This is a genomic window from Frankia sp. ACN1ag (genome assembly GCF_001414035.1).
GTDB classification, from domain to species: Bacteria; Actinomycetota; Actinomycetes; order Frankiales; family Frankiaceae; genus Frankia; species Frankia torreyi.
Genome location: NZ_LJPA01000002.1, coordinates 152026 through 176346, shown reverse-complemented (window position 1 = coordinate 176346; position 24321 = coordinate 152026). Strand labels below are relative to the sequence as shown.

Here is a 24321-nt window from a genome sequence, read left to right as displayed (position 1 = left end):
CAGCCGGCAGCCCTGCACACACCAGCGGAGGACCTCCATGAGCAGGCCGACCAAGCAGATCCACCTGGCGGCGCACTTCCCCGGGGTGAACAACACGACGGTGTGGAGCGACCCCGCGGCGGGCAGCCAGATCGAGTTCAGCTCGTTCGCCCACCTTGCCCGCGCGGCAGAGCGTGCCAAGTTCGACTTCTTCTTCCTCGCCGAGGGCCTGCGTCTGCGCGAGCAGAACGGCCGCATCCACGACCTGGACGTCGTCGGCCGGCCCGACACGTTCACCGTGCTGGCTGCGATCGCGGCGGTCACCGAACGCCTGGGGCTCGCCGGCACCATCAACTCCACCTTCAACGAGCCTTACGAGGTCGCCCGGCAGTTCGCCAGCCTCGACCACCTCTCCGCGGGGCGGGCCGCCTGGAACGTCGTCACGTCCTGGGACGCCTTCACCGGGGAGAACTTCCGCCGCGGCGGCTACCTCGCGGAGCAGGATCGCTACGAGCGGGCCCGGCGCTTCCTGCACACGGCCTGGGAGCTGTTCGACTCCTGGCACGGCGACGAGATCGTCGCGGACAAGGACACCGGGCAGTTCCTGCGCGAGCCGCGGCCGGGGACGTTCGCGCACCACGACGACTTCTTCGACATCAGCGGCCAGTTCAACGTCCCGCGCAGCCCGCAGGGCCGACCGGTGATCTTCCAGGCCGGCGACTCCGAGGCCGGCCGGGAGTTCGCCGCCTCCTCGGCGGACGCGATCTTCAGCCGGCACAGCACGTTCGAGGACGGTCAGGCGTTCTACGCCGACATCAAGGGCCGGCTCGCCAAGTTCGGCCGCCGGCCCGACCAGTTGGTGGTCCTGCCGGCGGCGACGTTCGTCCTCGGCGACACCGACGCCGAGGCGCGCGAGCGGGCAGAGGTGATCCGCCACCAGCAGGTCAGCGGGGCGACGGCGATCCTGTTCGCCGAGCAGCTGTGGAACCGCGACCTGTCGGCCTACGACCCGGACGGGCCGGTCCCCGAGGTCGACCCGCTGCCGGGGGAGAACACGATCTCCAAGGGGCGGGCCAGCGTGCGGATGTTCGACGACCGGCTGGCCACGGCGCGCCGCTGGCGCGAGCTGGGTGAGGCGAAGAAGCTCTCGCTGCGCGAGGTGGTCATCGAGGTCACCGGGCGGCAGTCCTTCATCGGCTCGGCGGCTACGGTCGCCGAGACCATCAACCGGTTCGTCCAACAGGACGCCAGCGACGGCTTCATCCTCGTCCCGCACATCGTCCCCGGGGGGCTGGACGAGTTCGCCGACCAGGTCGTGCCGCTGCTGCAGGAACGAGGCGTCTTCCGCGCCGAGTACACCGGCACGACCCTGCGCGAGCATCTCGGCCTGGAGCTGCCCGGCTGAACCGGCTCCGGGTGAGGGCGCCGGCCGGGGTGAGGGTGCCGGCCGGGGCGAGGGTGCCGGCCCCGGCCGGAGGTGGTGTCTGCTGAGCCCCGGCCGGGGCCGGTTCAACCGGTGAGTACGCGCAGCCCGCCCGCGGCGAGCGCCGGCACGGCCTGGCCGACGAGGTCGAAACCCTCTCCGACGGTGTTGCCGGCGAGATGCCGGGCGTGGATGCCCTCGGCGATCACCACCAGCTTGAAGTAGCCGAGCGCCAGGTAGAAGTCCATGTTCACGATGTCGCGGCCGGACTCGCGCGCGTAGATCTCGATCATCTCGTCCCCGCCGGGCATCCGGTCGCTCGCTGCGGCAGCCGAGCCGCCGAGCACGGGATCGAAGTCCGGGTCGCGGTAGACGACGGTGAGACCCAGGTCGGCCAGCGGGTCACCGAGGGTCGCCATCTCCCAGTCCAGCAGGGCCCGCACGGCGCCGATGTCGTCCGGGTCCAACACGAAGTTGTCGATGCGGGCGTCGCCGTGCACGATCGACGCGGCACTCTCCGCCGGGACCGCGGTGGCCAGCCGGCCGTGCAGCGCGTCGAGGTCCGGCAGCGGCCGGGTCCGCACCCGCTCCCACTGCCCCCACCAGCGGTCGACCTGACGGCGCAGGTAGCCTTCGGGCCGACCGAACCGCTCGAGCCCGACGGCGAGGTAGTCCACGGCGTGTAGCCGGGCGAGGGTGCGCAGCAGGTTCTCGGCGCAGCGGCGCACGTCGGCGTCGGAGTAGGGGGCCAGGTCGGCCCGGCTGCGCAGGACCACCCCGTCGACCAGGGAGACCATCGCGAACGGCACCCCGAGCACGGCGGGGTCGTCGCAGTAGACGACCGCCTCGGCCACCGGGATCGGGGTCTGGCGCAGTGCGGCCACCACCCGGTACTCGCGTCGCATGTCGTGCGCCGAGGGCGTCAGGTTGCCCAGCGGGGGCCGGCGCAGCGCCCAGTGGGCGGCGTCGTCCCACACGTGGTAGGTCAGGTTCGACCGGCCGCCGCTGAGCAGCGTGGCACGCAGCGGCCCGGACCGGCCGGGGACGGTGGCGTCGAGGTAGGCGGCCAGCGCCGCCAGGTCCAGGCCCGGCGGGGAGACCAGCCCCTCCTCGGCGCCGTGCGGGGGATCGAGCGCGGTCATGAGGCCGACTCCAGGGCGCCGGTCGCCTTGAGCCGCTGCTTGACCGCGCGCCGGGCGAGCGCCCAGCGATGGGTCTCCGACGCTCCGTCGTAGATGCGAAAGGCGCGGACCTCGTTGAGATAGCGGCCCAGCAGCAGCTCGCCGGAGACGCCGGCGGCGCCGCAGAGCTGGATGGCCCGGTCGACGACCCGCCAGATCGCCTCGGCGACGAACGTCTTGGTCATCGCGGTGGACTGCGCCGCGCGCTGGCCCTGATCGAGCTCCCAGCAGGCCTGCAGGATGAGGCTGCGAGAGGCGGCGATGTCGATCTCCGAGTCGGCGATCATCTGCTGCGCCATGCCGAGCTCGACGAGCTTCGAGCCGAACAGGCGGCGTTCGGCGATCCGGTCGATGGCGATGTCCTGGGCTCGGCGGGCGATGCCGAGCCAGCGCATGCAGTGCGTCATCCGGGCCGGGCCGAGGCGTACCTGCGCGTACGCGAAGCCCTGGTCGAGCTCGCCGAGGATCGCCGAGTCCGGCACCACGCAGTTGTCGAAGATCACTTCGCAGTGACCGCCGATCATGGCCTGGTCGAGGGTGTCGACGTGCCGGACGACCTTCAGGCCGGGATTGTCGGCGTCGACGAGGAACATGGTCGCGCCGCCGACGGTGCCGACCTTGCCGGAGGTCCGGGCGAAGCAGATCGCGTAGCCCGCGCCGTCCGCGCCGGTGGAGAACCACTTGTGGCCGTCGATGCGCCAGCCGTCGTCGACCCGGACGGCGGTCGTCGACAGCGCCGCCGGATCCGAGCCGGCCCCGGGCGCCGGCTCCGTCATCGCGAAGAACGACCGGACCTCGCCGCTCGCGAGGGGGCGCAGGTACCGCTCCTTCTGCTCATCGGTCGCGATGATTTCGAGCATGTGCATGTTGCCCTCGTCGGGCGCGGAGCAGTTCAGCGCCAGCGGCCCGAACAGGGAGTAACCGGCGGCCTCGAACACGGGTGCCCGCGCCGTCATGCCGAGCCCGAGGCCGCCGTACTCCCGGGAGACATGCGGGGCGAACAGCCCGGCGTCGCGGGCCGCCGCCTGCAGTCGCGCGCGCAGCGCCTCCCCGCCGGCCGAGACCACGCCGGCGTACCGTTCCTCCTCCGGGATCACGACGTCGCGGACGAAGGCAGCCGTGCGTTCGACGAGGTCGACGACCTCTGGCGGCTGCGAAAAATCAATGGCCATGACGATCTCCCGCCTCGGTGCGAGCGCCGGCCCCCGGCTGGATGGGTCGGCTGAAAAGGCTAATGCTCAGTAGCCTTGATAGCAGGGGTGGCGACGATCCGCCAGCATTGAGGGAAAATCAAGCCTGCTAGCATGGGTGTTGTGCGGGGAGCAGTCCGCATGCCCGTGGCTACCGGTTCTTAGTCACGGCGGTTCACGTGGGCGGGGATGCATGAGTGGATCGGACCGGGCCGTGGTTACGCGGCCACAGCTCACCCCACGCGGGCGGGCGATCCGCGACGCGGCGCTGAAGCTGTTCGCCGAACGCGGCTACGAGGCCACCACCACGACCGAGATCGGCGCGGCGGTCGGCATCCGAGGTCCGAGCCTGTACAAGCACGTGAGCTCCAAGCAGGACCTGCTCGCCGCGATCATGCTCGACGCGATGGACGTCCTGCACGACGTCCACGCCCTCGCCGTCGCCGGCGTCGACGACGTCGCGGACCGGCTGCGCCGCGCCGTGGAGGCCCACGTGCGCTTCCACACCCGCCACCGGCTGGAGGCGTTCGTCGGCAACCGGGAGATCCGCAGTCTCGACGAGGTCAACCGGGCGGCCGTCGTCGCCCGGCGCAGCAGCTACGAGCGGCTCATCCGGGGGCTCATCGAAGAGGGGGTCGCCGCCTCCCGGTTCCACGTTGCCTCGGTCAAGCTCGCCTCCTACGCCCTGCTCGACCTCGGGATGGNGGTGGCCGCCTGGTACCGCGAGGACGGCGACCTGAGCGAGGACGAGATCGTCTACACCTACGGCCGGTTCGCCCTCACCCTGGTCGGCGTGGCCGGCTGACCGCCACGGCGCGGGCATGCCCATGCCCATGCGCCTGCTCGGCCTGTCACGCATCAGCCGCCCGCCGGTTCGCCCGGTCCGGCGCGGTGGTGGGCTCCGCCCGCGTGCAGGTCCGCGCGCAGCTCGTGCTTGCGGACCTTGCCCGCCGCGGTCCGCGGCAGGTCGGTGACGATCACAAGTCGTTCCGGGGTCTTCTGCTTCGCGGCGCCGGCGGCGGCGAAGTGCGCCCGCACCTCGTCGAGGTCGAGGGCCGACCCCGGGCGCGGCAGGACGAAGACGCAGACCCGCTCACCGGTGCGGTCGTCCGGTTCGGCCACGGCGGCGGCCTCCGCGACGGCCGGATGGGTCATGAGCAGGTCCTCGACCTCCTTCGAGGAGACGTTCTCCCCGTTGCGGACGATGATGTCCTTGATGCGATCGGTGATCGTTAGGTAGCCCTTGGTATCAACCCGGCCGATGTCCCCGGTGCGCAGCCAGCCGTCGGCGGTGAACGCGGTCGCGTTGAGCGCCGGATCGCGGTAGCCGGCGAACTGCTCCGGGCCGCGAGTGACGATCTCGCCCTCCTCGCCGGGGCCGAGGTCGTGGCCGGCGGGGTCGAGGATGCGTACCTCGCTGCCCGGCAGCACCCGCCCGTCCGTGGCGGCCCGCCGGTCGAGCGGGTCGGCCGCGCTGCCCGAGCTGATCGTCGGATGCTCGCTGGAACCGTAGGCGCGGTAGGCGCTGAGGCCGGCACGCTCGGCCCGCTCGACGAGCGCGGGAGACACGCTGGCCCCGCCGACGAGGAAGTCGCGCAGCGGGCCGAGGCCGCGGCCGTCGCGCTGGGCCGCATCCAGCAGAGCGGTCAGGTGAAACGGCACCCCCGCGGACGCGGTCACGCCGTGGGCGTGGACGAGTTCGATCGCCTCCGCCGCGTCGAACCGTTCGAGGAAGACGGTCGGCAGTCCGTCGACGAGGGTCCGCAGCAGCACGCTCAGCCCGGCGATGTGGCCGGGCGGGAACAGGTCGAGGTAGCCGAAGTCGGGCTGGCCGGCGCGCAGGCTGCGCAGCGAGGCGACCTCCGCGGCGACCGAGCGGTGGGTGTGGGTGACGCCCTTGGGCGCGGCGGTCGTCCCCGACGTGTAGACGAGTACGGCGACCTCGTCGAGCGGCCGGGTGCACGGCGCCAGCGGCGGGGCCAGTGCGAGCTCCTGCCATGGCACGGTGCCGGCCGGTGCGGTGCCGGCCGGTGCGGTGCCGGTGCCGGCCGGTGCGGCGGTGCTGTCGGCGACGGTGACGATGTGGCGTAGGGCCGGCAGCCCGTCGGGTGCCCCGCGCAGCTCGGCGATCTCCGCCGCCCGCTGTCCCGGCAGGATGATCGCGCTCGCCCCCGACTGCCGCAGGATGAAGGCGACCTCGCGGATCCCGTAGATGGGCACGATCGGCAGCAGCACCGCCCCGCGTAACAGCACGGCGGCGTGCGCGATCGCGCTCTCCACCCGGCTGGTCAACTGCAGCGCGACGACGTCTGCCGGGCCGATCCCGCGCGCGGCGAGGCCGCCGGCGACCCGCACGGCCCGCTCGTACAGCGAGCCCAGATCCGTGGTGAGAGTGCCGACCGGACTGCGGAAGACCAGCCGGGTGTCCGGATGGTCCGTCGCGCCCAGGTGCAGCAGCTCGGCGAGCGGGAGCGGCGCGATCGTGGGCAGCGGCCGGACCGGTGCGAGCGACCGCGGCGGGTTGGTGGTCGGGAGTGCCTCGATGGTCGTGACCGGCTCGGCCGGGTGGGCAGGTCCCGCGTTCTCCAGGTTCACCGGCGCTCCTCGGGTCGACGAGAGCGTGGCGGCCGCCACATCCAGGAAAATATACCTAGTTCACTAGGAACGAGTGGCCGTCGCGGGAGCCACTCCCACGTCGTGGCGCGGCGAGTGGTCGCCGTCGCCGCGTGCCGTCCCGGCGCACGTGCGCTGGTGGAAGATGCCGTGGAGTCGGGGCTCCGCGCGGCCGCCACTTGCCTGCAGTTCTTTCAGGTATCTAAAGTAACCATGTCAACTTGGTCGCCATCGATGTCGTCGAGTTCCATGCCACCGAGTTCCGGCGACAGCACGTGATCCGAGCGGCAGGCAACCGTCTGCACGGCGCAACCCATGCGGAGGCAGGACGACATGGCAAAGATCTGGGCGAACTCCGGCGATTCGCACTTCCTGGAGCCCGACGACCTGTGGCAGTCGAACCTGCCGCCCCGCTTGGCCGAACTCGTCCCGAGGGCGGTGAAGGACCCGGACGGCAAGTACGAGACCGTGTACGTCGACGGCCAGTCCTTCCGCCGCAAGCTCCCGAACGTGCAGGCCCAGGAGTTCCTCGACGAGAGCAACCGGGCGCCCGGCGCGCGGGACGCGACTCTGCGGCTGGCCGACCTCGACACCGAGGGCGTCTGGGGCGAGCTGGTGTTCCCGTCGCTGGGCCTGTGGAGCTCGTCGTTCCGCACCCCCGAGGTGCTGCGCGAGGCGCTGCGGGTCAGCAACGACTGGGCGATCGACGCGATCATGAAGGTCTCGTCGCGCCTGGTCCCGACCGCGCAGGTCTCCACGCTTCAGGTCGACGACGCGGTGGCCGAGCTGGAGCGCACCGCCGAGCTCGGCTACCGCGCGGTGTTCCTGCCGACGACCCCGCACCCGCTGGCCGACGACTGGAACCGTGACTCCTGGGAGCCGTTCTGGGCGGCGGCGGAGGCGGCGAACATGGTGCTCGCCTTCCATGTCGGTACCGACCCGATCGACATCGGCAGCGAGCAGGTCGGCGTCGTCTACCGCGGACCCGGCGGCGCGGTGCTGAACTACACCGAGACGACGTTCTCCGGCCAGCGGGCCGCGATGAAGCTCGTCGCCTCGGGCGCGCTCGACCGGCATCCGGACCTGAAGATCCTCGTCGCCGAGGGCGGCGCGACCTGGGTGCCCTTCCTCGCCGACCGGATGACCGAGGGCTACCGCCAGCACCACATGGCGGTGCGGCCCAAGCTGAAGCGCAGCCCCAAGGAGATCCTCTACTCGCAGGTGTACGCCTCCTTCCAGCACGACGCCTCCGCGGTCGCCGCGCTGACCGGCATGGGCTACCGCAACGTCATGTGGGGCAGCGACTACCCGCACATGGAGGGCACGTTCGGCCATACCCAGGAGACGCTGCACGGGCTGTTCGACGGCGTGTCGGACGACGTCCGCAAGCGGATCACCATCGACACGTTCCTCGAACTCTTCCCGGGCGTCGGTGAGCCGGCCGTGGCAGCGGCCGCGTGAGCGCGTCGGGTCCGTTCGACACGGCGATCGTCGGGGTCGGCGCCACGCCGTACTACCGGCGCGGGGGCTCCGCGCCGCAGACCATCACCGAGCTCGCCGGCAAGGCGATCCTCGCCGCGTGCGAGGACGCCGGCCTGTCGGTCAGGGACATCGACGGCTTCGCCTACTACTCGGGGGCGGGCGCCGGCTACGGCCAGTCGATGGACACCGCGACGTTCATGGAGACCCTCGGCATCCCCGAGGTGACCTTCTCCGCCGCGCTCACCTCGGGTGGCGGCGGGTCGGCGGGGTCGATCGGCCTGGCCCGCGCGGCGATCCTCGCCGGGGACGCCACCGTCGTCGTCACCGTGATGGCGCTCCAGCAGGTCAAGCAGCGCCTCGGCACGGTCTTCGGTGCGGTGGCGCCGAGCCCGGAGAACTCGTTCCTGCAGCCGTCGGGCCTGGTCGGCCCGGGGCATCTGATGTCGGTGCTGGCCCGGCGGCACATGCACGACTACGGCACCCGCCGGGAGGCGTTCGCCGAGATCGCCCTGTCCAGCCGGGCGAACGCGCTCACCCGACCCAAGGCGATCATGCGCACCCCGCTGACGCTGGACGACTACTTCAACGCCCGGATGATCGCCGATCCGCTCTGCCTGTTCGACTTCTGCCTGGAGACCGAGGGCGCCGTCGCGGTCCTCACGACCAGCGCGGAGCGGGCGCGCGACCTGCGGCGCACGCCGGTCGGCGTGGTCGCCGCGGCGCACGGCGGGGTGCGCGAGTGGGGCCGGGCGTTCGCCTGGTACGGGATGCCCGACGAGTACTTCGCCTCCTCCGGGCACGCCCCGATCGCCCGGCGGCTGTATGACAAGGCCGGGATCACCCCCGACGACATCGACGTGGCGCTGATCTACGACCACTTCACCCCGATGGTCCTCATGCAGCTCGAGGACTACGGCTTCTGCAAGAAGGGGGAGGGCGGCCCGTTCGTCGAGTCCGGCGCGATCCGGTACAAGGGCGGCTCGATCCCGGTCAACACCCACGGCGGCCAGCTCTCGGAGGCCTACATCATCGGCATGACGCACATCGTGGAGGGCGTCGAGCAGATCCGCGGCACCGCCGTCAACCAGGTGCCGGACGCGAAGCTCGCGCTCGTCACCGGCGGGCCGGCCACCCTGCCGGTCAGCGGCCTGATCCTGGGACAGATGGCATGAGCACTCTGACGACGACCCTGCCGCCCGCCGGCATTCAGATCACCACCGACTCGGCGACCGAGCCGTTCTGGCAGGCGGCGAAGGAGAACCGGCTGGTCGCGCCCAGGTGCGCCGACTGCGGGACCTTCCGGCTGCCGNCGTCGCCGTTCTGTCCGAACTGCCAGTCGCAGAACGTCGACTGGGTGACGCTGTCCGGGCGGGCGACGGTGTTCAGCTTCAGCATCGTCAACGGTGTGCCGGGCCAGCCGGAGCTGACCCTGGCCGCGGTCGTCGTGGACCTGCCCGACGCGCCGGGGGCTCGGCTGGTGAGCAACGTCGTCGACACCGACCCGGACACGGTCCGGATCGGGACGCCGCTCACCGTCGACTTCGTCGAGATCGCCGACGGCTGGAAACTGCCGGTGTTCCGGGTCGACCCCGCCGCCGAGAGCGCGCCTCTCTCAGGTACCTGAAAGTATTATGTCGCGTACGTCACGCGTGGGGAGGGGGGCGCATGGAGCGGGTGGCCGCGGTGAGCACCGCGTCGGCGGTCGCCCATGTGCTGCGCGAGGAGATTCTCAGCCGCCAGGACGGTGATCTCTACCTGGGGCAGGAGGACGAGCTGCTGGCCCGGTTCGGGGTCAGCCGGCCGTCGCTGCGCCAGGCCGTGCGGCTGCTGCAGGCCGAGGGGATCCTGACCGTCCGCCGCGGCCATCACGGCGGGCTGTACGGGCAGCGGCCCGACGCGGCCGGCGTCGCCCACGTGGCCTCGGTGTTCCTGCGGACCCGGCGGGCCTCCCTCGCCGACATCAGCGCCACCTACACCCTCATCACCACGGAGTGTGCTCGGCTGGCCGCCCTCAACCCGGACGGGGTCGAGCGCCGCCGGCTGTTGACCTTCGTCGAGCAGTCCGCCGGCGGCAACCAGCGCGACCACGCCCGGGCCCGGGTGCAGTGGGGGATCCTGCTCGCCGAGCTCGCGCGCAGTCCCACCCTGCAGTTGTTCGAGGACGTGCTCGGCTCGTTGTCGCGCTACCCGACCTCTCGGCCCCTCCTGCTGGACCCGGACAGCATCGCGCTGGCCTGCGAGCAGTGGCGGCAGGTCGCCGAGGCGGTCCGTGACGGTGACGCCGACGTCGCGGTGGCGCTGTCCCGCGAGCACGGCGACGCGCGGGTCCGCTACATCCGCGACCTCCCCGAGGACCTCCTCGGCTGGTGAGCCCCGCACCCGGGTCCGGCGTGCCCGCCGGGTCCGGGACGGTTCCCGGCGCGGTCGGGGGTGCCCCGCGCCGGGTCGGCCTGTCGGTCAGGCGGTGGCGACGGCGCTCATGAGACGCACCGCCGACTCGGCGTAGCGGGCACGGCGCCGGTCGCTGACCATGAAGGCCGGGCTGGACAGGAACGCGAGGTCGGGCAGGGCCTTACGGGCCGCCAGCCGCTGGGCGGCCTCTGCCGGGTCGCCGCACAGAGCGATCGCGTCGAGCATCTCGTCGCTGACCGCCGCGGCCATCCCCGGGATGTCCCCGGAGCGGAACGCGGTGCGGATCGCGGCCACCTCGTCGCCCCAGCCGTGCAGCTCGACGAGGGTGTCGTAGGTCTTCACCGTGAGGTAGAAGGCGATCTGGAGCCGGGCGTCGCGCCGTCCCCGCTCCGGGTCCTGCTCGTCGACGGCGGTGATGAGCCAGCCCCAGCGGCGCAGCGACTCCGGGTCCCGGCCGGCCGCGGTGGCGCCCGCGTGCAGGTTCGGGCGGATCGTCTCCGTCCACCACCGGTCGGTGAAGATGCCGTGACCGAGGATGCCGTCGGCGGTCCGCCCGGCGGCGGTCACCATCCGCCGGTTGAACGAGCCGAGCAGGATCGGCACGTCGAGCCGGCCGAGGACGGGGGCGCGGATGTCGGCGTGGATCGGGTAGAACTCGCCCTCGTGCACCACGGGTCGACCGTTCTCCGCGGTCAGGTAGGCGCGGATCGCCCCGACGAGGTCCTCCATCCGGCGCACCGGCTCGCTGGCCGCGGACGCGAACCACTCGGTGTTCATCCGGTAGGTGCCGGACCCGAGGCCGAGGAAGATCCGCCCGGGGGCGCGCGTGGACAGGTGCCGCAGCGCCGAGGCATGCACGAAGGGTGAGCGGGCGAACGCGTAGGCGATGCCCGGCCCGATCAGGGCCCGGCGGGTGGCGGCGACCATCTCGCCCGTTGTCAGGTAGGAGTTCGTGTCGGCGAACTCGCCGGCGCAGAAGGCGGCGGCCCCGGCCTGTTCGGCCAGTTCCGCGACCTGCGGGCCCGGCCAGGGAAGTCCCCACTGCACGTGTCGCCACCTCCGCGTCGGGAGCCCGGCGCCCCGGCGGCGCCGTGGGCGCCGATCGGCCGGTGAGAACCGTCGCTCCAGTTCTTGTCTTCCTCGCGAACTTAGTAAACCATGTAACCTTGCAGCGATGTTGACGCGGCGGCGGTGGCCGTCGCCGCGGACGGGGTCCGTGCGACCGCGGGGCCCCGACGACCTGAGCCCGGGCGATGAGCAGGGCTCGACCGACGAACAGGGCCCGCCGACGGACGCGGTCCGCAGACGAGGAGGAGGCGTGGTGGCAGCCGTCGAGACCGTCGACCGGCCCCGGCAGGGCGAGTTCCTCGGCCCGCTGCGGGAGTTCCTGGCCGCGCACGCGAGCCCGCCGCCCCGTGGCGGCAGTGCGCGGCTCACCTGGGCCCGCGCCTTCCATGCCGACCTGACCGACGCGGGGCTCGCGGCGCCGGGGTGGCCGAAGGAGGTCGGCGGCATGGATCTGTCGCTGCCCGACCAGCTCGCCTACCACCGGGAGATGACGAGGGCCCGGGCTCCCCGGCACCCGTGCGGTCTGTCGTTCATCGTGGCCCCCACCCTGATCCGCCACGGCACGCCCACGCAGAAGGACCGCTTCCTGCGTCCCCTGCTGCGCGCGGACGAGTTCTGGTGCCAGGGCTTCTCGGAGCCCGGCGCCGGCAGCGAGCTGACGGCGCTGTCGACGAGGGCCGTGCGCGACGGTGACCACTACGTCGTCACCGGCCAGAAGGTGTGGACCAGCCAGGCGCATCTCGCCGACTGGATGTTCGCGCTGGTGCGCACCGGTGAGCCGGGGCCGAAGGGGATCAGCTACCTGTTGCTGTCGATGACCTCGCCGGGGCTGACGGTGCGGCCGCTGCGCGACATCAGCGGCGGAACGCACTTCGCCGAGGTGTTCCTCGACGAGGTGCGCGTGCCGGTCGAGAACCTCGTCGGCCGGGAGAACGACGGCTGGTCGATCGCGCGCACGAGCCTGGGCCACGAGCGGGCCACCGCGTTCCTGTCGGACGAGTTCCGCTACCGCCGGGTGGTCAGCGAGCTGATCGCGCTCGCCGCCGGGTCGCCGGCCGGGGACGACCCGGTGGTGCGCCAGGACCTCGCGCGGATGGAGGCGGGGGTGCGGATCCTCGCCTCGAACAGCCGCCGGGCCCTGGAGACCGTGCTCGCCGGGCGCGATCCCGGGCCCGCCTCCTCGGTCAACCGGCTGATGCGCGCGGAGTTCGACCAGCGCCTGCACGAGGTGGCACTGCGGGTGATCGGCCCGGACGCGGTGCTCGGCAACCGCGAGCCGACCGCGCCCGAGGGCGGCCGGTGGACCTACGGCTACCTGATGAGCCGGTCGTCGACGATCGGCGCCGGCACCGCCGAGATCCAGCGCAACACGATCGCCGAGCGGGTGCTGGGGCTGCCCGCCCCGCCGCCGGCGCCGGGAGCCGGGCGCGGGTGAGGGGCCATGGCGGCGGCGCAGGGCGCCGCGCCGGGGGCGTGGGGCGACGACGAGGCGCGGAACGACGACGAGGCGCGGGACGATGAGGAGTGAGGTGAACGTGGACACGGCCGAGGCGGAGGGCGAGCTGCGCGACGCACTGGCGCGGCTGCTGCGCGAGCGTTGCGACATCGAGCAGGTCCGGAGGGTCGCGGCCGCGCCGGGCGGCTGGGATCGACAGCTCTGGTCGGAGCTTTCGGCCATGGGCGTGGTGGGGCTCGCGGCCCCGCCGGAGCACGGCGGTGAGGGGGCGGGGCTGGCGCTGCTGGCCGTCGCCCAGGAGGAGCTGGGCCGCCGGCTGGCACCGGTGCCGCTGCTGTCCAGCGCGACCGCTCAGGCCGCGCTGCTCGCCGTCGTGGCGGAGAGCGCGCCGGGGGCGGCCGCCGCAGCCGCGCTGCTGCCGGCGATCGCGTCGGGCCGGACGCCGGCGACCGTCGCGGTCGGGCGCACCGTCGACGGTTGGACGCCGCTGGCGACCGTGCGCGCCGAGGAGGAGGCCGGCGGCGGCTGGCGGCTGACGGGGACGGCTCCCGTCGTCGCGGACGCCACCGCCGCGCGGGCACTGCTCGTCGCCGCCACGACCGGGACCGGCCCCGCGTTGTTCGCCGTCGACGTCCCCGCGTCGACCGGCGGTGAGGCTGCCGCCGGCGGCGAGGGCGGCGCCGCGGGGGCCGAGGTCCAGGTCGAGCCGCTCGACGTCCTCGATGCGACCCGCCCGCTGGCCCGGGTCACGCTGGACACGCCCGCGACCCTGCTCGCCGGGCCGGCCGAGTTCGCCGAGGTGCTGGCCGCCACCCGGGGGGTGGCGCTGACGCTGCTCGCGGCCGAGGCCGTCGGTGTCTCGGCGCAGTGCACCGACCTGGCCGTCGACTATGCGGGCATCCGGCACCAGTTCGGTCGCCCGATCGGCACCTACCAGGCGATCTCGCATCGCTGCGCCGACATGTTCGTCGGCACCGAGGCTGCCCGTGCCCTCGTCGCGGCCGCCGCGCAGGCTCTCGACGAGACCGGCGGGACGGCGGACACCGGTGAGCTCGACGTGGCGGTGGCCCTGGCCGCCGCCGAGGCACTCGATGCCGCGGTCGGCGCCGCCCAGGGCAGCCTGCAGGTGCACGGCGGGATCGGCTTCACCTGGGAGCACCCCGTGCACCACTACCTGCGCCGGGCGAAGTCCAGCGAGGCGTTGATCGCGGCCCCGGACCGGCTGCGCGAACAGGCGGCGTCCCGGCTGGTCGCGGCCGCTCGGCGCTGAGTCGGTGTCGGCGCCGGGGTCGGACGACCGGCCGACAGTAATTCCTTAAACCTAATAAACTCATCTAGCGGTAGCTTGGGTGAACCGGCCCTCTCGGCGGCTCTCCGGATCCGTCCGGAGCCCGCACCGGTCCGTCCGGCGGCAAGGAGCGATGATGCGAGACCCTGTGATCGAGATCGTCGGACAACCCGGCCTCCCGCGTGCCCCTCTCGGGTCGGACGTCGTCGCCCGAGGTCACGACCGATGACCGAGTCAGCCGACCTGCCGGGCCGCCTGCGGGCGCTGTGGTCGGCGCCCGACTCCGCCCCCGCCCTTGAGGTCGACGGTGCCTGGGTGTCCTGGGGGACCGTGCGCGCGCTTGCCGACGAGATCACCCGCAGCCTCGACGGGCTCGGCCTCGGTCGCGGCGCGCGCATCGGCGTCCTGCTCGGAAACTGGACCGAGTCCATCGCGGCGATCCTCGCGATCCTCGGCACCGAGCGCTGCCTGACGGTCTTCAACCCGCTGCAGCCGGCCGAGCGCCTGGCCGGCGACCTGGAGCGGGCCACCCCGCCGGCGATCATCGTGCCGGTGCGGGCCTGGGCGTCCTCGGGGCTCGCGGAGCCGGTCGAGCGGCTCGGCATCAGCCTTCTCCACACCTCGCCCGAGGGGATCGCGTCGGTGCGGGCCGGCCGCGCCGACGCCGCGGTCACCGCGGTCGACGCGCCGGGCGTCGCCGTCGAACTCACCACCTCGGGCACCACCGGCCCGCCCAAGCGCATCCCGTTGACCTACCGTCAGCTCGAGGCGTCGGTCGGGTCCGCCCGGGGCCACATGAAGCCCGGTGGCGGCGAAAGGTCCTACTTCGAGGGCGGCGTGGCCATCGTCTCCGTGCCGCTGGTGCACATCGGCGGGTTGTGGGGGGCGCTGCAGGCCCTCGGCGACGCGCGGCGCATCGTGCTGCTGGAGCGCTGGACCCTGGAGCGGTGGCTCGAGGTCATCCGGGAGCACCGGCCCCGCCTCGGCGCGCTGCCGCCGGCGGCGCTGCGCACCCTGATGAGTGCGGACGTGCCCGTCGAGGACCTCGCCAGCCTGCGCGCGCTGACCTGCGGGACCGCCCCGGTGTCGCCCGACCTGGTCGATGCGGTGCTGGAGCGCTACGGCATCCACGTGCTCGGCGTGTACGGCGCGACCGAGTTCTCCGGCGCGGTGGCGGGCTGGTCGCTGCCGGACCACCGGCAGTGGTGGGCGAAGAAGCGGGGCAGCGTCGGGCGCGCCTTCCCGGGGGTGGGGCTGCGCGTCGTGGCGGAGGACGGCGAGGTGCTGCCGACGGGTGCCAGCGGACTGCTGGAGATCAGGACCGACCAGGCCGGTGCCCGGGCGGACGCGGACGGCTGGACCCGGACCAGCGACCTTGCCCACCTCGACGACGACGGTTTCCTCTACATCGAGGGCCGCGCCGACGATGTGATCATCCGTGGCGGATTCAAGATCCGGCCGCTCACCGTCCGGGAGGTGCTGGAGGAGCACCCCGCGGTGGCCGAGGCGGCGGTGTTCGGCCTGCCCGACGAGCGCCTCGGCCAGGTGCCCGTCGCCGTCGTGGAGCTGGCGCCCGGCGCGGAGCCGATCNGCGAGCAGGAGCTGCGTGACTGGTGTCGGCCCCGGATGCTGCCCTACGAGGTGCCGGCGCGGGCGCTGACCGTGCCGGAGCTGCCCCGCGGGGTGTCCCAGAAGGTCAGCATGCCTGACCTGCTGGCGTTGTTCGCCGAGCAAGGAGACGACCGTGGAACGCGAGATCTTCGAGTATGAGCACCGGCAGTTCCGGGAGGTCGTCCGGGAGTTCGTCGCCCGCGAGATCACCCCGTATCACGCCGGGTGGGAGGCCGACGGGATCGTCGACCGGGCAGTGTTCGCCAAGGCGGCCAAGCACGGCGTCATCGGGTTCAACGTCGCCGAGGAGTTCGGCGGCGGCGGGGTTCGGGACTTCCGGTTCAACGCCGTCGTCGCCGAGGAGCTCGCGGCCGCGTTCGTCACCGGTCCGGGTTTCCTGCTTCACAACGACGTCGTCGGCTCCTACCTGAGCCGGCTGCCCGACGACGAGCAGAAGGCACGCTGGCTGCCCGGATTCGCCTCCGGCGAGGCGATCTGGGCGATCGCGATGACCGAGCCGGGTGCCGGCAGCGACCTGCAGGGCATCCGGACCTCGGCGGTGCGCGACGGTGACGACTGGCTCGTCTCCGGGGCCAAGACGTTCATCACGAACGGGATCCACTCCGACTACGTCATCGTCGTGGCGCGGACCGACCCGGCGGCGGGCAGCCGGGGCATCTCCCTGCTCGTCGTGGAGCGGGACATGCCCGGCTTCTCCCGCGGCCGCAACCTCGACAAGATCGGCCTGCACGCGCAGGACACCGCCGAGCTCTTCTTCGACGCCGTCCGGGTGCCCGCCCGCAACGTGCTGGGCAACCTGGGCGGCGGATTCATCCACCTGATGGAGAACCTGCCCGAGGAGCGGCTGTCGATCGCGATCTCCGCGGTCGCCGGGGCGCGGGCGGTGTTCGACTCCACGCTGGAGTACACGAAGACCCGCACCGCCTTCGGCCAGCCGATCGGCGGTTTCCAGCACAACCGCTTCCTGCTGGCCGAGCTCGCCACCGAGATCGACATCGCCCAGGTGTACATCGACCGCTGCCTGAAGGCGTCGTTCGAGGAGAAGCTGACCACCGTCGACGCCTCCAAGGCGAAATGGTGGGCCACGGAGCTGCAGCAGAAGGTCGTCGACCGCTGCCTGCAGCTGCACGGCGGGTACGGCTACATGACGGAATACCCCGTCGGCAAGGCGTTCACGGACGCGCGCATCCAGACCATCTACGGCGGCACGACGGAGATCATGAAGGAGATCATCGGTCGTTCGCTGGGCGTGTGACGGGCCGGCCGGCGGAACACGGGCGGACCGCCGCGGGCAGCTTCTCGTCGTTGGGTCGGTGCAGTCGAGTCGGAGCAGTCGAGTCGGAGCAGTCGAGTTGGAGCAGGAGTCATGAGCGTGGACTGGGGTTCGGGGACCGAGCTGGGGGAGTTCCGGGCGCAGGTGCGGGCGTTCATCGCCGGCCACGCGCCCGGGCGGCAGGCCAAGGCGGGGGTGCGCAGCCCGGAGAACGCCGAGGAGCTCGCCGAGCTGCGGCGCTGGACTGCCGCGCTGTTCGAGGCGGGCTACCTCGGCGGCGACTGGCCGGTGGAGTTCGGTGGCGAGGCCGAGCACGACCCGCGCCGCGACGTCGTCGTCTCCGAGGAGATTGCCCGGGCGCGCGCGCCCATGCACTCCGGCGCCAACGGGCTCGCCGCCAGCGCGCTGATCCGCTTCGGCACCGACGAGCAGAGGGCGAAGCTGCTGCCCGCCATCCGCAGCAACGAAGACCTGTGGTGCCAGCTGTTCAGCGAGCCGGACGCGGGCAGCGACCTGGCGGGCATGCGCACCCGCGCGGTACTCGACGGCGACGGCTACGTCGTGACCGGGCAGAAGGTGTGGACCACCAACGGCCACTGGGCCAACCGCGGGTACCTGCTGGCCCGCACCGACCCGGACGTGCCCAAGCACAAGGGCATCACCGCGTTCGCGATCGACATGGACACCCCGGGCATCGACGTCCGGCCGCTGCGCGAGCTCACCGGCACCTCCGACTTCAACGAGGTGTTCTTCGACTCCGTGCGCATCCCGGCCTCCGCCGTGATCGGCACGCCCGGCCAGGGCTGGATCGTCGCGAACGCGTCGCTGGCCGAGGAGCGCAACGGCGTCAGCGCCGCGGTCGTCGACCTCCAGCTCGCCTGGGAGGACCTGTACGCGCTCGCCCAGAAGATCGAGATCGAGGGCCGGCCGGCACTGGAGCAGGCCGACATCCGCCAGCGCTTCGGCGCGTTCCGGGCCGAGATCCGCGCCTGCGCGCTGCTCGGGCAGTCCTCGTTCGCCCGTTGGCGGGCCGGCCGGGAGCGGGTGATCGACGCCCCGGCGGGGAAGCTGTGGTTCAGCGAGCTCAACCTGCGGCTGCACGAGTTCGCCGTGGACCTGCTCGGCGCGCGCGGCATCCTCACCGAGGGCGACGTCGACGCCGTCGACGGCGGCCGCTGGCAGGACGCCTACCTCTACGCCCGCGCGTACACGATCGCCGGCGGCAGCTCGGAGATCATGCGCAACCTCATCGCCGAACGCGCCCTCGGCCTGCCGCGCTAGGACCGCCGCCCCCGCCACCCCGCCAGCCCGCCAGCCCGACGACCCGCCAGCCCGCCAGCCCGCCAGCCCGCCACCCCGCCAGCCCGACGACCCGCGAGCCCGACCGCACCGGTCGGGGAAGGATCCGGCGACATGCTTCTCAGCGACGAACAGGAAAGCCTGGCCGACGCCGCCCGCGACTGGCTCGCGGAACGCACCGATCTGGCCGCGGCCCGGGCCGACGGCGCGGCGCTCGCGGCGCTCTACTCGGCGCACGACTTACGCGCCGCCGCCGAACTCGGACTCACCTCGCTGCTGCGGCCCGCGGAGGGGGGGACCTTCGCCGACCTCGCGGTCGTCGTGGAGGAACTCGGCCGTGCCGGCTCGCCGCTGCCGCTCGGCCAGGCCGCCCTGGTCGCCCGGCTGCTCGACCAGATCGGTATCGGGGCGGCCGTGTCCGACGCGGTGGCCGAGGGCGCGGCGCTCGCGGTCCCGGCCGCGGCCGAGCCGGACGACGCCGCGATCAGCGGCGCGCCCGGACCCGACGGCACGCTCACCCTCGCCGGCCGGGCGGCTGTCGTCGTCGGCGGACTCGGCGCGGCGTGGCTCCTGGCCAGCGCCGCCATCGACGACGACCGCGCCCTTGCGCTCGTTCCCGCCGCGAGCGCCACCCGTACCGCCCGTACCACCCTCGACCTGAGTCGGGACATCGCCGCCGTCGACCTGCATGGCGTCACCGTCCCGGCGGGTGACTGGGCCCGGGTCGGCGCGGGCGTCGCCGAGACCCTGGACCAGGCCCTGGCGATCATCCACACCCTGGACGCGGTCGGCGCCGCCGGCCGCCTGCTGGACATGACCGTCGGGTACGTCAAGGAACGCGAGCAGTTCGGCCGGCCGGTCGGATCGTTCCAGGCGGTCAAGCACCACGCGGCGACCATGGCCGTCGACATCGAGGCGGCGCGGCTCTGCGGCCACGACGCCGCCCGCGCGCTCGACAGCGGGGATCTGGTCGCCGCCGGCACCGCCGTCGCGGTCGCCGGCTCCGTGGCCGGCGAGGGGACCAGCCGCGCGGCCAGCACGGCGCTGCAGCTCCACGGCGGCATGGGCTTCACCTGGGAGCACGACCTGCACCTGTTCCTGCGCCGGATCAAGGTCGACGAGCTGGTCCGCGGCACGCCCCGCCAGCACCGCGAGCGCCTGATCGCCACCGCCGGCTGACGGCCCGGGAGCGTCCCGCTAGCTGCCCTGGGCCTCGATCGAGACCTGCTCCCACTGCGCCCAGGTGTCCAGCCGCTGCTGGTAGACCGCCTTGACGATCTGGGTGGGCGGGGTACCGAACAGCACCCGCAGCGGCGGGTTCTCGGCGTTGACGATCTTCAGTAGGGCCGCGCCGGTCGCTGCCGGGTCACCGATCGCGGACCCGGCGTTGGCGCGCCGCTCGGCCATCGCCTTGCGCAGGTTGTCGTAGACCGGCGACGGGGCCGAGTGCACCGCCGAGGACCCCGCCCAGTCGGTGCTGTAGCCGCCCGGCTCGACGAGGGTGACCTTGATCCCGAAGGCGGCGACCTCCTGGGCGAGGGACTCGCTGAGCCCCTCCAGCGCCCACTTCGACGCGTGGTAGGCGCCGAGGGACGGGAAGGCGGCGATCCCGCCGATCGTGGAGATCTGGATGATGTGCCCGCTGCCCTGCGACCGCAACTGCGGCAGCACCGCCTGGGTGACCCACAGGGCGCCGAAGAAGTTCGTCTCGAGCTGGTCGCGGATGTCGCTCTCGGTGAGTTCCTCGACCGCGCCGAAGTGGCCGTAGCCTGCGTTGTTCACGACGACGTCGAGCCGCCCGAAGTGGGCGATCGCCGCCTTGACCGCGGCGTCCACGGCGGCCCGGTCGGTGACGTCCAGCGCGAGCGGCAGTACGGCGTCACCGTGGGTCTGAGCCAGGTCGGCCACCGCGTCGATCTTACGGGCGGTGGCGACCACCTGGTCGCCGGCCCGCACCGCGGACTCCACGAACACGCGGCCGAAGCCTCTGGACGCTCCGGTGACAAACCAGATCCTGCTCATGGTGTTCCCTTCCCGGGTGCTGAGTTTGTCGCGGCCAGCCCGGTCTGATGTCCCGGCGGTGGCCGCTGTTCGCAACACCGTACGCCGGAAACGTCACTCGATGACAGGTTGGTCACGGCGTACCATCGGCGGATGATGATGGAGTCGCCTCCCGGCCTGCGGGAACGCACCCGCCGTGCCGTGCGCTCCGAGCTCATGACCGTGGCGATGAGCCTGTTCGCCGAGCAGGGTTACGACGCGACCACGATCGACCAGATCGCCTCCGCCGCCGGACTGTCCAAGCGCAGCTTCTTCCGCTACTTCGCGTCGAAGGAAGAGGTGATCCTGGTCAACTTCGAGACGTTCGGCCGGGCGCTCGCCGACGCCGTCGGGCGACGCCCCCCGCAGGAGGGCGCATGGCTGGCGCTGCGCCGTGCCTTCGACCTCATCGAGGAGCGCAACCGCCTCGATCCGGGGCGCACGTTCGTCCTGCTGCGGATGCTGCACGAGACCCCGGCGCTCAAGGCCGCGCACCTGGAGAAGCAGTCCCGATGGCGGGAGCTGCTGGTCCCCGAGGTCATCGATCGCCTCGCCCGCGTGGCCGCCCCGGCCCGGTCCGAACCCTCGCTCGGGTCTGACCCGTCGGTCGGGTCTGATCCGTCGGTCGGGTCCGATCCGTCGGTCGGGTCCGATCTGCCGGTCGAGTCGGATTCGTCGGCGGGGTTCGATTCGTCGGCGAGGGCGGAGCCTCTGACTGGTTCACCCGGTGCCGATGAGCGGGCCGGTGGAGTCGGTGGGATCGAGCGGCGTGCCGCCGCGGTCGTCGCGGCCGCCCTGGCCTGCCTCGACGCCGCCCAGAGCGCGTGGTGTGACGCCGGCGGCCGGGCGTCGCTCGCGGCGCTGCTCGACGAGGCGATGGGCGCGGTCGCGCCCTTGCGCGCATGACCTTGCGCGCATGAGCCGGGCGGGTGATCGCCACGTTCCGGCGGTCAGTCCGGCAGGACCTTCCCGCAGAGCTGCTTCTGTGTCACCTCGAAGGCGGTTGCCGCGGCGTTCGCCCGGACGAAGGCGTAGCAGGTCTGCTGCCGGCCGAAGTCGTCCCTGATGCTGATCGGCGCGATCAGCCCGCGGGCGTTGTAGTTCGAGACGTTGTGCAGGTTGCGGATGAAGGAGGCGCGGGTCGGGCAGGCGCCGGCGTCGGCCAGGCCATGCAGGAACAGGTCGGTCTCGATGTAGGAGCGCAGCGCGAACTCCTGGTCGGGCGAGCTGAGCTGGGGCGCGTACCGGTGCACGGCGTTGCGGTACTCCTCCAGCGGTGGGCCGCCGGCCTCGAACGGCAGGAAGTACAGCGGGATCGACACCCCGGCCATCACCGGGCCGAGCTGCCGCAACAGGCCGGTGTCATACCCGGTGAACGACAGGGTGGACTTCGGGGCCGCGCCGGCTGACCGCATGGCCCCCAGGATCTCGGCGAGGGAGCGGGCGTCGAGCAGGCTGAGCACGACGTCGGTCCCCTCGGCGGCGAGCCGGCGGCCGGTGGTGGCGGGGTCGTCGACACCCTCGGTGTAGGCGAGCCCGGTCGCCTCGACGCCGGCGGCCCGCATGCTCCGGATGACCTTGTCGCCGAAGCTCGCCACGGCGCCGGACAGCGGCTGGATGAGCATGACGGCCTTCGTGCCGCCGCTCTGCCTGACGTAGGTGCCGAACGTGTCGATCGCGGACTCCGCCGAAGAGACGAAGGAGAACATGTTCCGGTACTGCGCCCAGACCGATTCCGCGTCGAGGCCGGTGACGGGAACGCCCTGCTCGTTGAGGTACCTCGCGCTACCGGAGGCGGNCACCGACGATATGATCAACCCGAAGACCCCGGTGTTCTCGACGAGGTCGCGCGCCACCCGCCCGTTCGTGTCCGGGTTCGCCTCGTCGTCGCGCCATTCGTAGGTGATGCGGCGGCCGTTCACCCCGCCCTCGGCGTTCGCGAGTCCCAGCCGGGCGTCGACGCCCGCGCGGGCCGCGGCGAAAACTGCCGATCCGACCCCGGTGTCCGGATAGATGAAACCCAGCTTGATCTGGTCTTTCGAAACTCCGGGGGAGTTACAGGGACCGTCGGCGTCCGGTGGGCCCGCCGTCGAGCATCCGACGCCCGCCACCAGCAGGCCCATGATGGCGGCGGCCACGCCTAAGCGGCCCTTGCGGGATGAAGACACAGAGTCCCCTCAAGTCGATGGCCGCCGACTCTGGTGCTCGGCGATCGGGTGCGCGAGGTCGTTCCCCTGTCATGCCTCGCCGCATCGGGGCCGCCCGGCGAGTGGAGCGATCCGCGAGGCCGGAAGATCCGTCATGACATGGATAACTTAGTAAACCTCGATCGACCGTGCGGCAACAGTCGTCCTATGCCGGGCAGTCATGCCCCGACTGTCGGGATGCGAGCTCCAGCCGAGCCTCGCCGGGCAGGGAGTGGCCTCGATGCGCCTTCCTTGGGAGGTGCGCCGCCCCGGGAGCGCGTTGACCGGGCCGGAGGGGTCGTCCCCGGTGTCGCTGGGACTCCGCGGGAGAGGGGGACGTGGACATAGTTATCTGTTATAACTAGGTGGTGGATGAGAGTGCTGAGCGCTTCGGTGTCCTGACGGACGCGGCCTTCGAGCGGTCGCGCAGGCGGATCGGGGTTCCGCAGCCCCTGCCGAACCCGCCGCACAACTACGAGGTGACCTGGGACGCCTCCCGGCACTTCGCCTACGGCTACGGGGACGACAACCCGCTGTACTGCGATCCGGACTACGGCAAGGGCACCCGGTGGGGGACGCTCATCGCGCCGCCGACCTTCCTGTACACGGTGGGTGAGGACGCGGCGCCCAGGCCCGACCCGGAGACGAAGGCGTTGCTCAAGGGCGATCCGTTCGCGGGCCTGGGTTCCTACCAGGCGGTGATGGAGTTCGAGTGGTGGCGGCCGTTCGCCCTCGGTGACCGGGCGCGTTGCCTGCGTACCCAGGTCGGGGTGGTGGCGAAGCCCAGCTCCTTCGGGGGGCGCACCGCGCACGTCACCCACGACTTCATCTTCGCCAACCAGCACGGCGAGCCCACCTGCCTGCAGCGCGGCACCTGGATCAACGCGGAGCGGCACACGTCGCGGGAGCGCAAGAAGGAGCACGATCTGCCGGAGCCGTACTCGGCGGAGCAGTTGGCGGAGATCGACGCCCTGTACGCGGCGGAGTCGCGGCGGGGTGGGCAGCCGCGGTATTTCGAGGACGTGGTGGTGGGGGAGGAGCTGCCGACGAAGGTGAAGGGTCCGTTGACGACGACGGATGTGGTGGTGTGGCACCTGGGCTGGGGAATGCAGCTCACTCCGCCGGGTGCGTTCCGGTTGGCCCACCGGGTGCGGGCGAAGGCCCCGGGGCTGTATCCGGCGAACGCCCTGAACATTCCGGACACGGTCCAGCGGTTGCACTGGGAACCGGCGCGGGCGCAGGAACTGGGGTTGCCGACGTCGTACGACTACGGCGCCATGCGGGAGACGTGGCTGTGTCATCTGCTGACGGACTGGATCGGCGACGAGGGCTGGCTGTGGAAGCTTTCGGTGCAGCACCGCCGGTTCAACTTCGTGGGGGACACGACCTGGTTGAAGGGGCGGGTGACGGACAAGCGGCAGGTGTCCGGGCCAGACGGGTCCGAGGCCCGCGGCGAGGGGGGGATCCGCAACGAGGGGGGGATCCGCAACGAGGTCGAGATCGAGGTGTGGGCGGAGAACCAGCGGGGGGTGACGACGTCGCCGGCGAAGGCGGTGGTGCTGCTGCCGAGCCGGACGGGTGGCCAGGTCGTCCTGCCCACCCCGCCGGCCGACTCGGCCGAGGGCATCGTCCGCCACGAGATGGACCGCATCGCGGCGGAGGCGGCCGCCGAATCCTGACGTTCCCCGCACCGTGAGACGTCCCCGGCGGGCGAAGGCTGGTCCTTCGCCCGCCGGGGACGTTCGCCGTTTCGGGGCCGGTTGCCCCTGCCTCGCTCCGGTCCTGGGCCCCCGGGCGGG

At 72.5% G+C, this 24321-nt stretch carries 18 protein-coding genes and 6 pseudogenes; 17 read left to right on the top strand and 7 right to left on the bottom strand.

The window, feature by feature from the left end; genetic code table 11:
• The first annotated feature begins 37 nt into the window (after positions 1-37).
• Entirely contained in the window at positions 38-1384 is a 1347-nt protein-coding gene (locus tag UK82_RS02225) for an NtaA/DmoA family FMN-dependent monooxygenase (RefSeq protein ID WP_044888437.1), read from the top strand.
• A 104-nt stretch (positions 1385-1488) separates the two neighbouring features.
• Here UK82_RS02225 and UK82_RS02220 read toward each other — a convergent pair whose 3' ends face one another.
• Positions 1489-2544, bottom strand: coding sequence for a phosphotransferase family protein (locus UK82_RS02220; RefSeq protein ID WP_044888438.1), 1056 nt, complete (start codon positions 2542-2544; stop codon positions 1489-1491).
• Positions 2541-3755 carry an acyl-CoA dehydrogenase family protein gene (locus UK82_RS02215; protein WP_044888439.1) on the bottom strand — a complete coding sequence of 405 codons (1215 nt, stop codon included), beginning with the start codon at positions 3753-3755 and terminating at the stop codon, positions 2541-2543. The genes UK82_RS02220 and UK82_RS02215 overlap by 4 nt, the downstream gene beginning before the upstream one ends.
• Before the next feature lie 211 nt (positions 3756-3966).
• On the opposite strand from UK82_RS02215, the pseudogene UK82_RS02210 reads away from it, so the two are divergent.
• Positions 3967-4477 (top strand): annotated as a pseudogene (locus UK82_RS02210) (TetR/AcrR family transcriptional regulator); the annotation flags it as partial.
• A 1-nt stretch (position 4478) separates the two neighbouring features.
• Positions 4479-4578 (top strand): annotated as a pseudogene (locus UK82_RS35065) (TetR/AcrR family transcriptional regulator); the annotation flags it as partial.
• Positions 4579-4631: 53 nt separating this feature from the next.
• Here the strand turns inward: UK82_RS35065 and UK82_RS02205 are convergent.
• Complete coding sequence (locus UK82_RS02205; protein WP_236705385.1) at positions 4632-6368, bottom strand: class I adenylate-forming enzyme family protein; 1737 nt, start codon at positions 6366-6368, stop codon at positions 4632-4634.
• A gap of 351 nt (positions 6369-6719) precedes the next feature.
• Here UK82_RS02205 and UK82_RS02200 point away from each other — a divergent pair, with 351 nt between their 5' ends.
• The 5 genes and pseudogenes from UK82_RS02200 (at position 6720) to UK82_RS02185 (ending at position 10238) form a co-directional block, all read left to right on the top strand.
• Positions 6720-7847, top strand: coding sequence for an amidohydrolase family protein (locus UK82_RS02200; protein ID WP_044888441.1), 1128 nt, complete (start codon positions 6720-6722; stop codon positions 7845-7847).
• A complete protein-coding gene (locus UK82_RS02195) occupies positions 7844-9040 on the top strand; it encodes a thiolase C-terminal domain-containing protein (RefSeq protein ID WP_044888442.1) in 1197 nt (398 codons plus the stop codon). The genes UK82_RS02200 and UK82_RS02195 overlap by 4 nt, the downstream gene beginning before the upstream one ends.
• Positions 9037-9177, top strand: a pseudogene (locus UK82_RS35060) (zinc ribbon domain-containing protein); the annotation flags it as partial. The gene UK82_RS02195 and the pseudogene UK82_RS35060, both read left to right, overlap by 4 nt.
• A gap of 1 nt (position 9178) precedes the next feature.
• The coding region (locus UK82_RS35055) for a Zn-ribbon domain-containing OB-fold protein (RefSeq protein ID WP_255354233.1) at positions 9179-9492 on the top strand (314 nt) is incomplete at its 5' end.
• A gap of 41 nt (positions 9493-9533) precedes the next feature.
• Positions 9534-10238, top strand: coding sequence for a FadR/GntR family transcriptional regulator (locus tag UK82_RS02185; RefSeq protein ID WP_044888444.1), 705 nt, complete (start codon positions 9534-9536; stop codon positions 10236-10238).
• Between the two features lie 87 nt (positions 10239-10325).
• Here UK82_RS02185 and UK82_RS02180 read toward each other — a convergent pair whose 3' ends face one another.
• Positions 10326-11327 carry an LLM class flavin-dependent oxidoreductase gene (locus UK82_RS02180; protein ID WP_044888445.1) on the bottom strand — a complete coding sequence of 334 codons (1002 nt, stop codon included), beginning with the start codon at positions 11325-11327 and terminating at the stop codon, positions 10326-10328.
• Positions 11328-11601: 274 nt separating this feature from the next.
• Here UK82_RS02180 and UK82_RS02175 point away from each other — a divergent pair, with 274 nt between their 5' ends.
• The 7 genes and pseudogenes from UK82_RS02175 (at position 11602) to UK82_RS02150 (ending at position 19475) form a co-directional block, all read left to right on the top strand.
• A complete protein-coding gene (locus UK82_RS02175) occupies positions 11602-12783 on the top strand; it encodes an acyl-CoA dehydrogenase family protein (protein ID WP_044888449.1) in 1182 nt (393 codons plus the stop codon).
• An 82-nt stretch (positions 12784-12865) separates the two neighbouring features.
• The gene (locus UK82_RS02170; RefSeq protein WP_236705384.1) at positions 12866-14074 is read left to right on the top strand and encodes an acyl-CoA dehydrogenase family protein; all 1209 of its coding nucleotides are present in this window, start codon (positions 12866-12868) and stop codon (positions 14072-14074) included.
• Positions 14075-14317: 243 nt separating this feature from the next.
• A pseudogene (locus tag UK82_RS02165) lies at positions 14318-15682 on the top strand (class I adenylate-forming enzyme family protein); the annotation flags it as partial.
• 1 nt (position 15683) lies between these two features.
• Positions 15684-15862: pseudogene (locus UK82_RS35050) on the top strand (long-chain fatty acid--CoA ligase); the annotation flags it as partial.
• Complete coding sequence (locus tag UK82_RS02160; protein WP_044888447.1) at positions 15837-16979, top strand: acyl-CoA dehydrogenase family protein; 1143 nt, start codon at positions 15837-15839, stop codon at positions 16977-16979. The pseudogene UK82_RS35050 and the gene UK82_RS02160, both read left to right, overlap by 26 nt.
• 111 nt (positions 16980-17090) lie before the next feature.
• Complete coding sequence (locus UK82_RS02155; RefSeq protein ID WP_083507015.1) at positions 17091-18278, top strand: acyl-CoA dehydrogenase family protein; 1188 nt, start codon at positions 17091-17093, stop codon at positions 18276-18278.
• A gap of 132 nt (positions 18279-18410) precedes the next feature.
• Positions 18411-19475: an acyl-CoA dehydrogenase family protein gene (locus tag UK82_RS02150; protein ID WP_044888814.1), complete on the top strand. Its 1065-nt coding sequence runs from the start codon at positions 18411-18413 to the stop codon at positions 19473-19475.
• 18 nt (positions 19476-19493) lie between these two features.
• Here UK82_RS02150 and UK82_RS02145 read toward each other — a convergent pair whose 3' ends face one another.
• Positions 19494-20318: an SDR family oxidoreductase gene (locus tag UK82_RS02145; RefSeq protein ID WP_055406152.1), complete on the bottom strand. Its 825-nt coding sequence runs from the start codon at positions 20316-20318 to the stop codon at positions 19494-19496.
• Positions 20319-20450: 132 nt separating this feature from the next.
• On the opposite strand from UK82_RS02145, the gene UK82_RS02140 reads away from it, so the two are divergent.
• Complete coding sequence (locus UK82_RS02140; protein WP_152989785.1) at positions 20451-21242, top strand: TetR/AcrR family transcriptional regulator; 792 nt, start codon at positions 20451-20453, stop codon at positions 21240-21242.
• A 44-nt stretch (positions 21243-21286) separates the two neighbouring features.
• Here UK82_RS02140 and UK82_RS02135 read toward each other — a convergent pair.
• Both UK82_RS02135 and UK82_RS35045 read right to left on the bottom strand, forming a co-directional pair.
• Positions 21287-22134: pseudogene (locus UK82_RS02135) on the bottom strand (ABC transporter substrate-binding protein); the annotation flags it as partial.
• Between the two features lies 1 nt (position 22135).
• A partial coding sequence (locus tag UK82_RS35045; protein ID WP_236705383.1) for an ABC transporter substrate-binding protein occupies positions 22136-22504 on the bottom strand: 369 nt, incomplete at its 3' end.
• A gap of 383 nt (positions 22505-22887) precedes the next feature.
• Here UK82_RS35045 and UK82_RS02130 point away from each other — a divergent pair.
• Positions 22888-24201, top strand: coding sequence for a MaoC family dehydratase N-terminal domain-containing protein (locus UK82_RS02130; protein WP_083507014.1), 1314 nt, complete (start codon positions 22888-22890; stop codon positions 24199-24201).
• Positions 24202-24321: the final 120 nt, after the last annotated feature.